This window comes from Bradyrhizobium sp. CSA112 (genome assembly GCF_029051645.1).
GTDB lineage: Bacteria > Pseudomonadota > Alphaproteobacteria > Rhizobiales > Xanthobacteraceae > Bradyrhizobium.
The window spans coordinates 76,238-89,422 of the sequence record NZ_JAACFS010000001.1; the positions used below are offsets into that span (position 1 = coordinate 76,238).

Sequence of the window (13,185 nt, forward strand, 5' to 3'; positions counted from 1 at the left end):
GGATGTATATGGATGAGTTTAGTGTCACCGTTGAATGGCTTTGCCAGTGCAAAATCGTCAGACCCAAAGACCGCTAGGTTCTTTCGCATCACCTTCCCCGAGAAGGGAAAGCCGCAGCTTTCAATCGGGCCGGGCGACCACACGATGCAGCGCTGGCAGCTATCAATGGAAGAAATCCGCGGGCTCGTTCTCGACTGCCTGCCTGAGCTGCTGAACTCCCGATAACCTCGTGCTCGAATGCGACGCCTTCGGGGTCGTTCTCATCGAACCATTTCTGAGCAGCTTCAGCGGTTGCAAAGACCTTGATCTCGTCGCCGCGCTGATAGATCCAGACAGTCATGCTCGATTCCTCAGGGTCATCGCTAGAGCCCCGATTCCCATTTGTCGAAGTCATTTATCTTCGACCAAAGAACCATTGGCTGGCCGTCGTCGTTGACAGCGTAACGCGGCTCTCCGCACCTCTGGCATCCGACAATCGGCGTTGTTGGGAGTATGGGCTCTTCGATCCGGCAACTCTTGCATACAAGCCAAGTCGTCATGGGGCTACCTCGGTGGTTGGCCATCATCGGCGGTGGTAACTGCCGGTCGCCTCATTGTATTTGAAATTCGGGTCATTATAGGCCGGGAGCGGCGGGGTTGACTCCAGCGCGGCCTGTGCCGCGTCGATTCCGCGATACTGCCCGGCTCGATCAAGCCTCTCGTACAGTGCCTTGCGAGCCAGATAGAGAGCATTACCGTTCTTGGTGCTACGGTCGCAGCCGACAACCCAGAGAAGGCCGTATGCAAGCTCCATCGCGTCGGTGTCGCTCATGTTGGGGCTGATTACCTTATCGACTAAATTCATGGGGGTTCCTCCGTGTTCGCTTATCACTTTCAGTGTGCGGCCTAATCTATACCGGCTGCCGCTCGCATCCCCGTGGCTCAACCAATCAAACTGGCCTTTTGCCACAGAAGAACCTCCGCTCCACTTAGCCGGCTAGCTCGGCTTGGCAGGGGCCGCCAATCGCTGCTCAAGACGGTGGAGGGTGCGGCGGTTTTGCCGCAGATGTCGCAGTGCTCGCCCGGCGGCAGATGACATTCGCCACAATGCTTACCTTCCATTAAGATTGCCTCAAGATCGTCAATGATGCAGATCACGGCGCGGTCGTAGTCATCGCGCTCGGCGTTCGATAATTCGCGGCAGCGGTCGCGCATTGCTTGCGTTGACTTCAAGTCGGGTTTCATTTGCTATCCCAGCATTTGCAGTTCGGATGATTCCAATCGCCCTTCGGGAAGCATTGCCAGTACGGCGGGCAAGCCGCGGCGCAGAGCAGGATGACTAGAAGCGCCTTCATGATTTACTCAACGTGGTTGAGTTCTCTCCTGCAATCGCAAACCGCAGCGCGCGACGGGCTATCTCTTTAGCGTCCGCCATCGAAATCAGCGGCTCACCCGGAACGGCGGGATCAGTTTCTGTGCGAACGGCGACGCCATGGCCGGTAAATTCGCGCTCAATCCAGTCTTCGATAGTGCAGGGATCGATGGCCATAAGGCCCGCCCCGATCTCGCTATCGCCTTCCAGATCAGCCATCCGCATGCACCAATCTTCCGAGAAAATGCGATGCAGTTTTGGCTTGTTCGGGCAGTCGGCACTGTCGCAGGTTGGGGCTGTGTTGGCTTCTCCAATCTGGAGGCAGCCCTTCATGAATCTTTCGCAATAGACTTGTGCCATCAGGGGCTCCGGTGTTTGGTTATACTATCTTCGCGGCTTGAGTATAACGACTGGTTCTCGCCATCCTCGGTCAAAAAGAGCGTGATAGTTCATGCGTATATTCGTGCATCCGACCACCGCTCAAGCATGCAAACGATAGCTCGGCTGACAAAGGCGGCGAGCTCGGATCGCGTGATCAGCGCCATCTCTGGGTATTCTGCCGGCGAGGTGCGGTCATCTTTTTCGATCAGCTCTTTCCAGAACGTAGAAATGTCAGCTTCGCGCTCCCCGCTCAAAGAGCGTGAGACACTACAATCACAAGGCCCGTTCGGGTACGCGGGCATGTTGTGGGTGGCGCAGTCGCTGTCGTGGCTTGCGACCATTTCTGGTATGGAGCGAAGGGCAGCTGCGGCGTTCATATCGGTGCACCATGACGATATCTGCCCCTTGTCGCCGTAATTCTGGCAGTGGCAGCGGTCCATCCAAAAGCCGTTTTCTGATCTCTCGACGCAATCACACGGCTGCTTGCCTGCCACCCTCTCGATGAGAGCCGCAGCTTCTTCGCGCATCGAAATGCGACCTTGTAAAAATTCCGGGCTGGTCATTTGATCGATTCCTTGTTTAAGGGCTCAGTCCTCGTCTGCTCTCAAGGGCCGATTAAGTGCGTTAAGCGGCTGTCCTTAGCCAATCGGCGTGTGACCAAGCGGCCGGCTCGGCCGTGGTGGTCCATCGCGTGCATCCATTTTGGCGAAACGCTCACGCATGCGGCTCTGATGGATATCGACGCGGGCCAGGATCATGGCGGCTTTTGCTGACTGCACTGACGCCAGTGCCTTGGTGAGTTCAGGATGAGCTTCCAGCGCTTCGATGCGGTGGACCATGCTGTCGAGATCGTTGACGATGATACTCATGGTGGAATCTTTGTTCATGTTTGTTCTCCTCACTGGTTGTCGGGCGTGTTGGCCGGCCACGGTGTCACCAACTTGGCAATAGCGCGAGTGAGCAAGGCCTCGGCTTCCTCGGCGCGCTTTCGCCATGCGCGGTGCATCACACGTTCGGTCGCTAACGCGGAGCGCCATTTCAGTGAACATGTGCAGTTGCTTTCGCCATAGCTACCGTACCAGCCGCAATTCATAGCGTGCTTTGACAGGTCGCCTAAGCCGGCGTCGCCGCCGACTGGCGCGCCTTCAGGCCATTTGCTACCCGGCGTCAGACCGGCCAGATGAACCATCTTGCGACGGCAAAGACTGGTCGCGCAGACCTCAGTTGTGAACTCGCACTCGCAGATTGCCATATTAATTCTCCGTTGCTACCCGCGCTTGGTCGGGTGAGTATGGCGTGTCGGCGTCTGGCGGAACTTGGGGTTGGATATGAGGAAGTAAAACCTTTTCCAGCAACTCAAGGCACATGGCCCGAAGAGCGTAGACGCCACCGCTCGCGCCCTCCCATGCCCGCGCGACCTCGAAAATCTGCTCGAATAGTTGATCCTTGTCCGGCGCCGCCGCCTCGCTGGCGCCTGAGCCTTTGGCAGCACCAGCGTAGAGGGGCCGGTATTCGTTGTCTGGATTTCTCCAGCCATCCCAGCCATCAGAGAGCGTTGACCACTCTGACCACTCTCCAGCCCATCGCTTGTATCGGTACTGCCACGCGACCGGCTCTTGCCGTGTCGCCGCTTCGCCGCGCATCTTGCGAGTGCACCCCAGGCCGCAGCCACCCTTGCAATCGGGATACCATGGACATTGTGCTCCATAGAAAGCGGCTTTCACGTCAGTCATCATTCTCTCCGTGGTGTGGTGGTGTTCGATCAGGTCTTGGGGCGCTGTCGGCGATTCCAGTGGCGGGCTCTGCCGTTCTGGGCAAGCCAGAACTTCAAAACGGTTCGAAACCCGTACCGTCGATGCTTGGGCCACTTAAAATATAGACGGGGCGGAAGGTTCACTTGCGCTCTCCATTCGCGGCCCGATTGTGCGCCTCAACGATAAGTTCGGCGTTGGCCTTGGTCATGCACGGGTAGACCAAGATTGCCTCGTTGTTTTTGACCGAGTCGGGGTCATTCGTCTCGATGCCGTACAACCCTCTCGGGTAGGTCGGAACTTGAATGATGCGCCACTTGGTTGGTTCTTTGGTCATGGGTTCCTCGGTGTTCGGTATATTCGTCCCGTAACGACAGCACTACGCGACCCCGGCAGGGTTTGTTCTGGTCGTCGGCGCGCCTGACAACCCCGCACTTTCGGCAACACTCATAGCCAATGAACTGAGGCGCGAACCAGTCGTGGATGCCGACGCCTAGAAGGTCTGGAAGAGGGTTCTCCATGGGGGTTCCTCGTTGATCGGTCAACTGCGGGCGGCTAGGGCGATTTCGTCTGCGATCTCTTCCAGCAGTTCCTGGGTGTCTATGTTCAGGATGCGCTGGTTATTATCGTAGTCGCGCTTGCGCTTCGCCATGATGCGCCGAAGGATCAGTTCTAGGCGTTCAAGATCGGTCATTTTGCCTCGCTCTGTTGATGACCATTCGTCACTGGTGGGAAGTCCTCGGGGTCGAGCGTTTCGCCGCGGGCAAGAGCCGCGCGAGCGCCGGCTTCCGTCAGGTAGAAGTGAGCGAGCTTGCCGCCACCCTTCTCGCGGGCCGCCATACCGTCCTTAACGAGTTCGTCCCATTCGCGTTCAACGGCCGAGCCGCAAGACGTGAAGTATCGGTTTCGATATGATTGGCCGCTCTCGTTCGGCAACCCAAGCGCATGGCGCGCCATGGCAATTTGCTCGGTAGTCATCATGCCTCGGTCTCCCTATGCCTACTGAATACTGCGGTGCCCGTCGCCGAACAGCGCATTCCAAAGTTCGTTGGCCTCGGTGCTAGCCTGTTCCATTTCATGGGTGGTCCAGATCGCGCCGTTGACCATCAATTCGCCGTTGACAATGTAAATGTAACTCCCCGGTTGGAGGTCTACGCGCTGGCTTTCCATGACCAGCAGAAGCGGAATCCAAAACGGCCACTCCTCGCCGTTCCGCACCGTCCGGCCCCAGACGATGCCGTCATCAACCTCATCGATCCAGCCTTCTTCAATCATGGGCATCAACGCTCTCCTTGCCTCACTGAGCAGCTAGAAGCCGCTGCAAGCCATCCATCTGCCGTTTGAGCAGGTCGGCTGGCGGATTGGGCAGCTTGATCAGCTCGGCTATGTTTGAGCAGTGGCAGCCGACCGCGCTCTTGGCCCCGTGCTTGACCCTGGTAGCGATCAGGTTGGCCCTGAGAACGTCCCGTGAACTCCCGTGTGCCGCTGGCGTGTCAGTTTTTGAATCTGTTCTATCCATGTTCGCTCCTGTTCTTCCGTTATCGGAAGGGCTAGACGCAAAAAGCGTAATAAAATCATTGGTGGTGTTCTCCTATGAACACCCCCCGGACGGGTCTTTTATTTTCGGCCTGATTTTCAGAAAATGCCGCGTCGGGCCGACTTGCAGACCGCAAGCTCTCCGTCCGCGTGACGCCTCGATTCCCCGCGTCTTTTCAAACAAAGTTATCGAGCGCGTTTCGCAACGCGGCCATGCTGCCGTGCAGCTTGACGGTGAATAGAACTGACAACTCCGTACTTGTCCGGGTTTCTTCGATCCGTTGCGCGCTCCATAACGCCACGTACTGGACAAGGAGAAAGTTTTCCACAGAATATACCTGTCACGTCCAATTGATTCGTCTCAGGTAGCGTCTGCGTCCGTCTCTCTCTTACGGGCTGATTTATGGCACATCCTGCAGACGTAGCGCGCGGCCGCAATATCGTTGCGCGCTGGTGCAACCTTGCCGAGCAGCGGCTGGAATACCTCACCGAACTGTTCGAGACCGGGCGCTGGCGCCGCTATCACACCGAAGTCGAATTTCTCGAAAACATCCAGGAAGCCAAGGCCGCCGTCGAAACCTGGCGCGACCTGTTGAGCCAGGAGGCCGCGCTCGACAACACGGCGATCGACATGGCCTGGCTTGGCCGCCGTCGCACGACGCCAATGCTGCTGACGCCGCTGCCGCGCGATGAAGGGTTCCGTCAGCCGGTTGTGCAGCTTCAGCCAGCGCCGGTTGCCGCCGCGCCGCCGCGCGACGTTCCCGCCGACGTTCTGGTCGCGCTGGAAAGCCAACTCGTCGCTGCGGACGAGGCGCCTTCCGTGCCCGACGCACCGCCGCTGGACGAAATGCCGTTGCCGGCACTCAGTCTCGATGTGATGAAGGAACGCTATCCGCTGCTGCGCAACGCGCTGTAGCCGAGCGAGGGAGGGCGCCAACTAACGCCGCACCGCGTTGCCTCCGACCACCACCTGCGCGTAGCGCTGGGCGCCTTCGGCTGACAGATCGGTCGTGATGGTGCGGGCGTGATCGAGGCCGACCACGGCGCCGCGCGGGGTTTCCGAAATCATGTTGTTGTTGACCAGCGCCGTGCCGGCGCCGGGCACCACCGATACTCCGACACCGACAAAGGCGTTGCGGATGACATTGCCCGTGATGGCGACGTTGCGGAGATATTTGCCCCAGCCGGCAATGATGCCGAATGAGGGCGCGTTTTCGATCACGTTGCCTGACACCGTCGAGTCCGCCTCGACATAGATGCCGATACCGGCGTCGTCGTCGGGCGCGGTACCGATCGGCCGTTTCGGCAGCAGATTGCGGATGATGTTGCCCTGGACCACGGCGATGCGGCCGCCTTCGTTGAAATTGCAGACGGAGACGCCGACGGCGGCGCCGTCGACGGTGTTGTTGGCGATTACGGCGGCTTCGAACGCGAATTCCGAATAGAGCGCGACCTCGCGGACGTTGCTGACGCTGTTGCCCGTGATCTGGATGTTCGAGGCCGAATTGCCGCGCACCGCCGAGTAATCGCAATTCTTGATGCGGTTGCCGCGCACGATCACATTGCCGGCGCGGTAGGCGTTGATGGCGTTGCCATACTGCCCGGAGCCGCCGGGCCCGGCCTTGATGTCCTCGATGCGGTTGTCGAGAACCAGCGTGCCGTCGTCACCGATCGACGTGCGGAGGATCTCGATGCCGTTGTCATTGGTATCGATGATGGTGTTGCGCGACACGATCAGGCCCCTGGCGTCGAAGGACACAACCGCGGTAGTCGCGATCTTCGTGAAGATGTTGCCGGAGATGTCGCCCGAGACTTGCTCCAGCCAGATGCCGTTGCCGCCGCTGCCTGATATTTCGCAGTCGGCGATGCGGACGTCGCGACCGCCGAGGCAGTGCACGAGCCCGCGGCGCGTCGGCAATGCAATATTGCCGCCGTCGAAGATGATACCGGTCAGGTCGATGCTGTTGGCGCTTTCGCCCTGCAGCATCGATGCGCCGCCAGTGAATACGAGCTTGGTCGCGCCGCGCACGCCGACCAGTTGGGTGCCGTTCGAAAGGCGCAGCATGCCGGTGCGGTAGACCCCCGGCGGCAGCGCCAGCGGCACTTGCGCGCGCGCAGCCTCGTCGATCGCGCGCTGCAGTTTCGCGGTCTGATCGTCCGGGCTGCCCGGACGCACGCCATATTGCGTGACGTCGCGCCCAAGCGCGGAAGCGGGCGGCGCCGCGCGGGCGGGCTCCGGCGACATTGCGAGCGCGCCGGCCATACCGGCGGCGGATGCTCCAATGAGGTGGCGGCGGTTCATGTCCATGGTGAATGGCCCTCGCGCAATGCAGATCGCTGCGTCAGCGCCTTCATAGGTATCGCGAAAATGCGGCCGGGCATGGTGAAGACCGGGAAGAAGGGCGGCGATTGTTTGGGGTAGGGTTAATGTTGGGTAGGATGACGAACTGCGCTCCGAAGCAATCATTAAACCCTCATGGTGAGGAGGCGCGTAGCGTCGTCTCGAACCACGAGGCCCGGCTGGTGCCATTCATCCTTCGAGACGCCGCTGCGCGGCTCCTCAGGATGAGGTCTGACACCGGTGAGCCAGCGAAGCTACGCTGCCCTTCGCGTCAGCCTTACCATTTCCAGCAGCATCGCTTCGCCGGCGTCGACCAGCTCGTCCAGCGTGATGCGCGGAAAGCCCTTGCGCCTGACAGCGCCGCCGCGCGCGAGCGGCGGGATGTGGACGAAGGCGGCGAGGCGGGGACCGTTGTCGGTATCGACCGCTTCGATCGCGCGCCAGCTCAGGTAGTTGCAGAGATAGCTTCCTGCGTCGCGCGAGGCGCGGGCATCGAGGCCGGTGCCCCTGGCTGCACGCAGCAGCTTTGCGGTATGCGGGCCGAACTTCTGCGAATCAGCACCGTCGGCGATCGATCCCTTGTGGGAACGTGTCTGAGCCGCGTCCGGCCACAGCATGGTGACGGCGTTGCGGGCGCGGGTCTCGACCCGGAGATATCCGGTGCGGCCGGCGAGGCCGAACATCAGGAGCGCGTGCGGTTTGTGCTGTGCCAGCGCGACCGGCAATTCGCGATCGACCGCCTTGTAGGTCACGGGAAAGATGTGGCTGGACAGTTCGACCTCGGCGAAGGCAGGACGTCGCAGCCGCGTCAGGCGAACCACCAGCGACTGCGTGGGATTGTGGGGCGCACCGGGAAACGGGCCGAAGCCGGTGACGAGAATGCGAAGTTTTTCGCTCAAATGAATCAGCTTCTCCTCTCGTCATGCCCGCGAAGGCGGGCATCCAGTAAACACCGACATACGTGTGATCCCAACTGACAACTGTGGAATACTGGATCGTCCGCCTTCGCGGACGATGACACAAACATCGTATCGAGCCAACCTAGCGCAGCATCTCCGCTATCTGCTCCGCGGCGACGGCCGGCGTGATGCGGCCGTCGGCGACCTCAGCCTCGGTCTTCTTCACCTTGGCGCGGATCGCGGCATCGGCGCGCAGCCGCGCCATCATGCGCTGCTCCAGCATCGACCACATCCATTTCACCTGCTGCTCACGCCGCCGCGCGGCGAACTCGCCAGAGGCGTTCATGGCGGTGCGGTGATCGAGGATCTTCTGCCATAGCGCGTCCATGCCGGTGCCGGTCAACGCCGAATAGGTCAGGACCGGCGGATGCCAATGCTGCGAGCGGGCGCTCAGAATATGCAGCGCGGAGCGATATTCGGCCGCCGCCAGGTTGGCGCGCTTGACGTTGTCGCCATCGGCCTTGTTGATCGCGACCATGTCGGCGAGCTCGACCAGCCCCTTCTTGATGCCCTGCAGTTCGTCGCCGGCGCCGGGCAGCATCAACGCAAGGAAGAAATCGGTCATGTCGCAGACCGCGGTTTCGGACTGGCCGATGCCGACGGTCTCCACCAGCACCACGTCGAATCCGGCCGCCTCGCACAGCAGCATCGCCTCGCGGGTTTTTGCGGCGACCCCACCAAGTGTACCGGACGAGGGCGAGGGTCGGATGAAGGCGGCTTCCGAATTCGCCAGCCGCGCCATCCGCGTCTTGTCACCGAGGATCGAGCCGCCGGTGCGTGCCGAAGAGGGGTCCACCGCCAGCACCGCGACCTTGTGGCCGCGCTCGATCAGGAACATGCCGAGCGCATCGATAGTGGTGGATTTGCCGACCCCGGGCGAGCCGGTGATGCCGACACGGACTGCCTTGCCGGTGTCTGATAGCAGCGCTTGCACCAGATCGCGGGCAGCCGCCTGATGATCGCCGCGCCGGCTTTCGATCAGCGTGATCGCCCGCGCCAGCGCCGCACGCTGGCCGGCGCGGAGATCCTTGGCAAGCTTCTTGAAATCGGGAGGAACATTCTTCGGCAGGGTCATGCCATGGTTTACAACGGCCGTGCCGTGCAGGCGAGGGGGCCTGCGCGGTCCCGTCAGCCGGCCGACGTGGCCGGGGCATGCGCGCGCTTGAGCCGCCGCCACACCCAGACCAGCACCGGCCAGATCAGCGCGCCGATCGCCAAGGCGGCCAGGATCGCGGCGATCGGACGCTCGAAGAACGGGAATACGCTGCCGTCGGATTTGATCAGCGAGGTGACGAAGCTCTGCTCGATCATGGTGCCCATCACGATGCCGAGCACCATCGCGGCGACCGGATAGCCGTTCTCCTCCATCACATAGCCGATAACCCCGAAGGTCGCGACGATAACGACGCCGAATATGTTGTTGCCGATGGCAAAGGAGCCGACCGCGCAGCACAGCATGATTACCGGCATCACGGTGGAACGCGGCGCGCGCAGCACGTAGCTCGCAAGGCGAATCATGACGATGCCGAGCGGGATCATGATGATGTTGGCGATGATGAACATCAGGTAGATCGCATACATGCTCGACGCTTTTTCGGTGAACAGCGTCGGGCCGGGATTGAGGCCCTTCATGTAGAGCACGCCGATCGCGATCGCTGCGATGGTGTCGCCGGGGATGCCGAACAGCAGCGAGGGCACCCAGCCTGAGGCGATGCTGGCGTTGTTGCTGGCGCCGGCTTCGACCAGGCCCTCGACATGGCCGGTTCCGAACTTCTCGGGCTCCTTCGAGAAGCGTTTTGACATGGCGTAACTGACCCAGGCGGCCATGTCGGCGCCGGCACCAGGCAGCACGCCGATGATGATGCCGATGATGTTCCCGCGCGTCATCTGCCAGTTGTATTTTTTGGTGAGCTTCCACTGGCCCGCCAGTATGCTTCCGAATTTCCGCCGCGGGATCGGCGGCGGTTCCGGCGTCAGCATCGCGCGCATCACCTGCGCCACGGCGAAGACACCGACCAGCGCCGGGATCGGTTCTATGCCGCCGAACAAATTGGTCATGCCGAAGGTGAAGCGCGGCACTCCACCGGGATTTTCGATACCGATGCAGGCGACGAGCAGGCCGATGAACATGCTCGCGATCGCCTTCACCGGAGAAGAGCGTGCGACCAGCGTGGCGCACATCAGGCCGAGGAACGCGAGCCAGAAATATTCGAAGGTCGAGAACGACAGCGCGATCTCGGCGAGCGGTGGCGCCAGAATCATCAGCGAGAGGGTGCCCGCGATGCCGCCGACGGCGGAGAACCAAACGCCGGCGCCGAGCGCAAGTTCAGCCTCGCCCTTGCGGGTCATGGCATAGGCTTCGTCCGCGTAGGCCGCCGAGGCGGGGGTACCTGGGATGCGGAGCAGCGCGCCCGGGATGTCACCGGCGAAGATCGCCATCGTGGATGCCGCGACGATGGTGGCGACCGCGGCGATCGGCGACAGATAAAAGGTGACGGGGACCAATAGCGCGGTCGCCATGGTCGCTGATAGCCCGGGCAGCGATCCGATGACGAGGCCATAGACCGATGCCGCGAGCATCGCGACGATGACTTCCCAGGTGGTAATGAGCGCAAACGCTTGGGCAAGGGTGTTGAGCATCGATCACCAGGGCATCGGCAAAACGCCGGGCGGCAGCGGCACGCGCAGCAATTTCGAGAAAATCAGGTGGATGCCGATCGGCGCCAGCAGCGCGAGCGGCAACGCAACCTTCCAGCGGGCGCCGAGCGCGGTCGAGGTCACGTAGACGATCATCGCCGCCGTGAGGATGAAGCCGAGCCGCTCGGCGACCGCGACGTAAAGCAGCAGCAACGCCGGCGGGAGCAGGGCGCGCAGACCATAGAGCTTGCTGGTCGGCGGCGGCGGCTGGCCGCCCTCGACCGGAATGAGGTGTTCTTCCTCTTCAAAGCTGCGGCCGATCCCCAATGCAATCGCGAGCCCGCATAGCGCGAGGCCCGTTCCGATCACGAGCGGAAAGACGTTCGGCCCGACCGGCTGGCCGGGCACCGGCGGCAACTGCCATCCGCCATAGGCGGCAGCCGCGCCGAGACCAACGAGGAACAATCCCGTGACGCGATCGGGAAGACGCATGAACTGGCTCCGCAGATATCGGACGAGGTCAGCCGATGAAGATCAGGCCTTCGACAGGCCGGCGGCCTTCATCGCCACGCCCATCTGGGCGTCGCCCTTGTCCATAAAGGCTGCGAATTGGGCCGCATCGCCCCACACCGTTCCGAAGCCGCGATTGCTCATGAAGTCCTTGAACTCCTTGGAGTCGTAGACCTTCTTCAGCGACGCCGTGAGCTTGGTCGCGACATCAGCTGGCAGGCCTTTGGGACCGGCAATGCCGCGCCACGCGCCGGTCGAATAGTCGATGCCTATGGCTTCCTTCAGCGTCGGCACATCGGGGAATGCCGGATTGCGCGCCGTAGCCATGACGGCGAGGCTGCGCGCCTTGCCGGCCTCGATGATCGCGCGGGCTTCCGGCACCGAGCAGGTGGTAAGGTCGAGGCCACCGGCCGCGAGATCCTGCATCGCGGGGGCGGCGCCGTTCGACGGCACCCATGCCACGTGGTTTGGCGCAAGTCCCATCGCCTGCATCCAGCCTACCAGCGCCAGATGCCAGATGCCGCCCTGGCCGGTGCCGGAGGCCTTGAACTTGCCGGCAGGCGCGGCCTTGATGGCGTCGGCGAGCTCTTTCACGGTCTTGTAGGGCGATGTGGAACTGACCTGGATGCCGGGCGGATCCTCGTTCATCAGCGCGAGCGGTGTGTAGCTCTTCGGCGCCAGTTCGGTGAGCCCCTGCCAGTGCATCATCGAGATTTCCACCGTCAGCATGCCGATGGTGTAGCCGTCGGGCTGTGCGGTCGCGATCGCCGAATGGCCGACCACGCCGGAACCACCGGTGCGGTTGACCACGTTGAACGGCTGGCCGAGGTCTTTTTCCAACAGCGCCGCAACAATGCGCGCGGTCGCGTCGGTGCCGCCGCCGGCACCCCAGGGCACGATCACGGTCACCGGCCGTGCCGGATAGGCCTGCGCCAGAGCCGGCTTAAAACCAAAGCCCGCGACAGCGGCGGCAGCAGCGGATGAAGCCGCAAAGGCGCGGCGCGTGATCTTTTTGGACATTGGTGGTCCTCCCTGCGGCGTCCGTGACGCCGGACGCTCTTGTGATCAGACATTCTAGGCGGCTTTGCGTTGTGCTCGCAAGGCATTGGCGCAAGAGGAAGATTGTCGCCGGTGGGCATCTCGCCGCATCCGGAAATCGGGTGGCGGCGATCAGGCTACCCGAAATAGGTATTCCATGTGCGGCCAGTCAGCGTGCCGCGATCGATTGCGGAGAGAACCATGACGACAGCCTACTACAGCACCGTGCTGAACCATCCCCTGGAAACCGTGTGGGCCCTGATCCGCGATTTCAACAACTACCCGGCCTATATCGATGGCGTCAGCGAAAGCGTGATCGAGGACAACAAGGGCGGCGACGAAGTCGGCGCCATCAGGCGCTTCTGCTACCTCGGCAACTGGATCCGGCAGCGGCTGGCCGGCCATTCCGACCAGGCGCATATGCTGACCTATGCGGGCATCGATCCGCTGCCGTTTCCGGCCGAGGCGACGGCAGATTCGCCCGCGCCGACGCGCTACGAGGGGACGATGCATCTGCTGCCGGTCGTCGAAGGCAACCGGACTTTTATCGAATGGAAGGTGCAGCTCGATGCCGCGCCGCAGGATGCCGATCGCTGGCAGACGCTGTTCCAGTCATGGATCCCGGACTGGACGCATTCGCTCGAGCGGGCGCTGGGCCGGAGCGCTTAGTCAAAGCGCAGC

Annotated in this window: 19 protein-coding genes; 2 read left to right on the forward strand and 17 right to left on the reverse strand. The window is 61.9% G+C overall.

Features of this window, described 5'->3' with window-relative positions; genetic code table 11:
• Positions 1-88: 88 nt before the first annotated feature.
• From GWE18_RS00475 to GWE18_RS00525, 11 genes are all read right to left on the reverse strand, one after another.
• Positions 89-340: a hypothetical protein gene (locus GWE18_RS00475; protein WP_275183864.1), complete on the reverse strand. Its 252-nt coding sequence runs from the start codon at positions 338-340 to the stop codon at positions 89-91.
• Between the two features lie 222 nt (positions 341-562).
• Entirely contained in the window at positions 563-844 is a 282-nt protein-coding gene (locus GWE18_RS00480; protein ID WP_275183865.1) for a hypothetical protein, read from the reverse strand.
• Between the two features lie 77 nt (positions 845-921).
• The gene (locus GWE18_RS00485; protein ID WP_275183866.1) at positions 922-1,224 is read right to left on the reverse strand and encodes a hypothetical protein; all 303 of its coding nucleotides are present in this window, start codon (positions 1,222-1,224) and stop codon (positions 922-924) included.
• Between the two features lie 106 nt (positions 1,225-1,330).
• Entirely contained in the window at positions 1,331-1,711 is a 381-nt protein-coding gene (locus tag GWE18_RS00490; RefSeq protein WP_275183867.1) for a hypothetical protein, read from the reverse strand.
• Positions 1,712-1,800: 89 nt separating this feature from the next.
• Positions 1,801-2,295: a hypothetical protein gene (locus tag GWE18_RS00495; RefSeq protein ID WP_275183868.1), complete on the reverse strand. Its 495-nt coding sequence runs from the start codon at positions 2,293-2,295 to the stop codon at positions 1,801-1,803.
• A 75-nt stretch (positions 2,296-2,370) separates the two neighbouring features.
• Positions 2,371-2,619, reverse strand: a complete 249-nt coding sequence (locus tag GWE18_RS00500) for a hypothetical protein (protein ID WP_275183869.1) — start codon at positions 2,617-2,619, stop codon at positions 2,371-2,373.
• A 366-nt stretch (positions 2,620-2,985) separates the two neighbouring features.
• Entirely contained in the window at positions 2,986-3,465 is a 480-nt protein-coding gene (locus GWE18_RS00505; RefSeq protein WP_275183870.1) for a hypothetical protein, read from the reverse strand.
• 160 nt (positions 3,466-3,625) lie between these two features.
• Positions 3,626-3,820: a hypothetical protein gene (locus GWE18_RS00510; RefSeq protein WP_275183871.1), complete on the reverse strand. Its 195-nt coding sequence runs from the start codon at positions 3,818-3,820 to the stop codon at positions 3,626-3,628.
• 204 nt (positions 3,821-4,024) lie between these two features.
• Positions 4,025-4,177, reverse strand: a complete 153-nt coding sequence (locus GWE18_RS00515) for a hypothetical protein (protein ID WP_275183872.1) — start codon at positions 4,175-4,177, stop codon at positions 4,025-4,027.
• The gene (locus tag GWE18_RS00520) at positions 4,174-4,464 is read right to left on the reverse strand and encodes a hypothetical protein (protein WP_275183873.1); all 291 of its coding nucleotides are present in this window, start codon (positions 4,462-4,464) and stop codon (positions 4,174-4,176) included. The genes GWE18_RS00515 and GWE18_RS00520 overlap by 4 nt, the downstream gene beginning before the upstream one ends.
• Before the next feature lie 18 nt (positions 4,465-4,482).
• Positions 4,483-4,764 carry a hypothetical protein gene (locus GWE18_RS00525; protein WP_275183874.1) on the reverse strand — a complete coding sequence of 94 codons (282 nt, stop codon included), beginning with the start codon at positions 4,762-4,764 and terminating at the stop codon, positions 4,483-4,485.
• A 658-nt stretch (positions 4,765-5,422) separates the two neighbouring features.
• Here GWE18_RS00525 and GWE18_RS00530 point away from each other — a divergent pair.
• Positions 5,423-5,935, forward strand: coding sequence for a TIGR03809 family protein (locus GWE18_RS00530; protein ID WP_275183875.1), 513 nt, complete (start codon positions 5,423-5,425; stop codon positions 5,933-5,935).
• 21 nt (positions 5,936-5,956) lie between these two features.
• On the opposite strand, the gene GWE18_RS00535 is transcribed toward GWE18_RS00530, so the two are convergent.
• The 6 genes from GWE18_RS00535 to GWE18_RS00560 form a co-directional block, all read right to left on the reverse strand.
• Positions 5,957-7,327, reverse strand: coding sequence for a TIGR03808 family TAT-translocated repetitive protein (locus tag GWE18_RS00535; RefSeq protein ID WP_275183876.1), 1,371 nt, complete (start codon positions 7,325-7,327; stop codon positions 5,957-5,959).
• A gap of 287 nt (positions 7,328-7,614) precedes the next feature.
• The gene (locus GWE18_RS00540) at positions 7,615-8,259 is read right to left on the reverse strand and encodes a pyroglutamyl-peptidase I (protein ID WP_275183877.1); all 645 of its coding nucleotides are present in this window, start codon (positions 8,257-8,259) and stop codon (positions 7,615-7,617) included.
• A 142-nt stretch (positions 8,260-8,401) separates the two neighbouring features.
• Positions 8,402-9,394, reverse strand: coding sequence for a methylmalonyl Co-A mutase-associated GTPase MeaB (meaB, locus tag GWE18_RS00545; protein ID WP_275183878.1), 993 nt, complete (start codon positions 9,392-9,394; stop codon positions 8,402-8,404).
• A 53-nt stretch (positions 9,395-9,447) separates the two neighbouring features.
• Positions 9,448-10,959 (reverse strand): tripartite tricarboxylate transporter permease, encoded by a 1,512-nt coding sequence (locus GWE18_RS00550; RefSeq protein WP_275183879.1) that lies wholly within the window; start codon positions 10,957-10,959, stop codon positions 9,448-9,450.
• 3 nt (positions 10,960-10,962) lie between these two features.
• Positions 10,963-11,448 carry a tripartite tricarboxylate transporter TctB family protein gene (locus GWE18_RS00555; RefSeq protein WP_275183880.1) on the reverse strand — a complete coding sequence of 162 codons (486 nt, stop codon included), beginning with the start codon at positions 11,446-11,448 and terminating at the stop codon, positions 10,963-10,965.
• 42 nt (positions 11,449-11,490) lie between these two features.
• Positions 11,491-12,486, reverse strand: a complete 996-nt coding sequence (locus GWE18_RS00560; RefSeq protein WP_275183881.1) for a tripartite tricarboxylate transporter substrate binding protein — start codon at positions 12,484-12,486, stop codon at positions 11,491-11,493.
• Between the two features lie 219 nt (positions 12,487-12,705).
• Here GWE18_RS00560 and GWE18_RS00565 point away from each other — a divergent pair, with 219 nt between their 5' ends.
• Positions 12,706-13,173, forward strand: a complete 468-nt coding sequence (locus GWE18_RS00565) for an SRPBCC family protein (protein ID WP_275183882.1) — start codon at positions 12,706-12,708, stop codon at positions 13,171-13,173.
• Positions 13,174-13,185 lie beyond the last annotated feature (12 nt).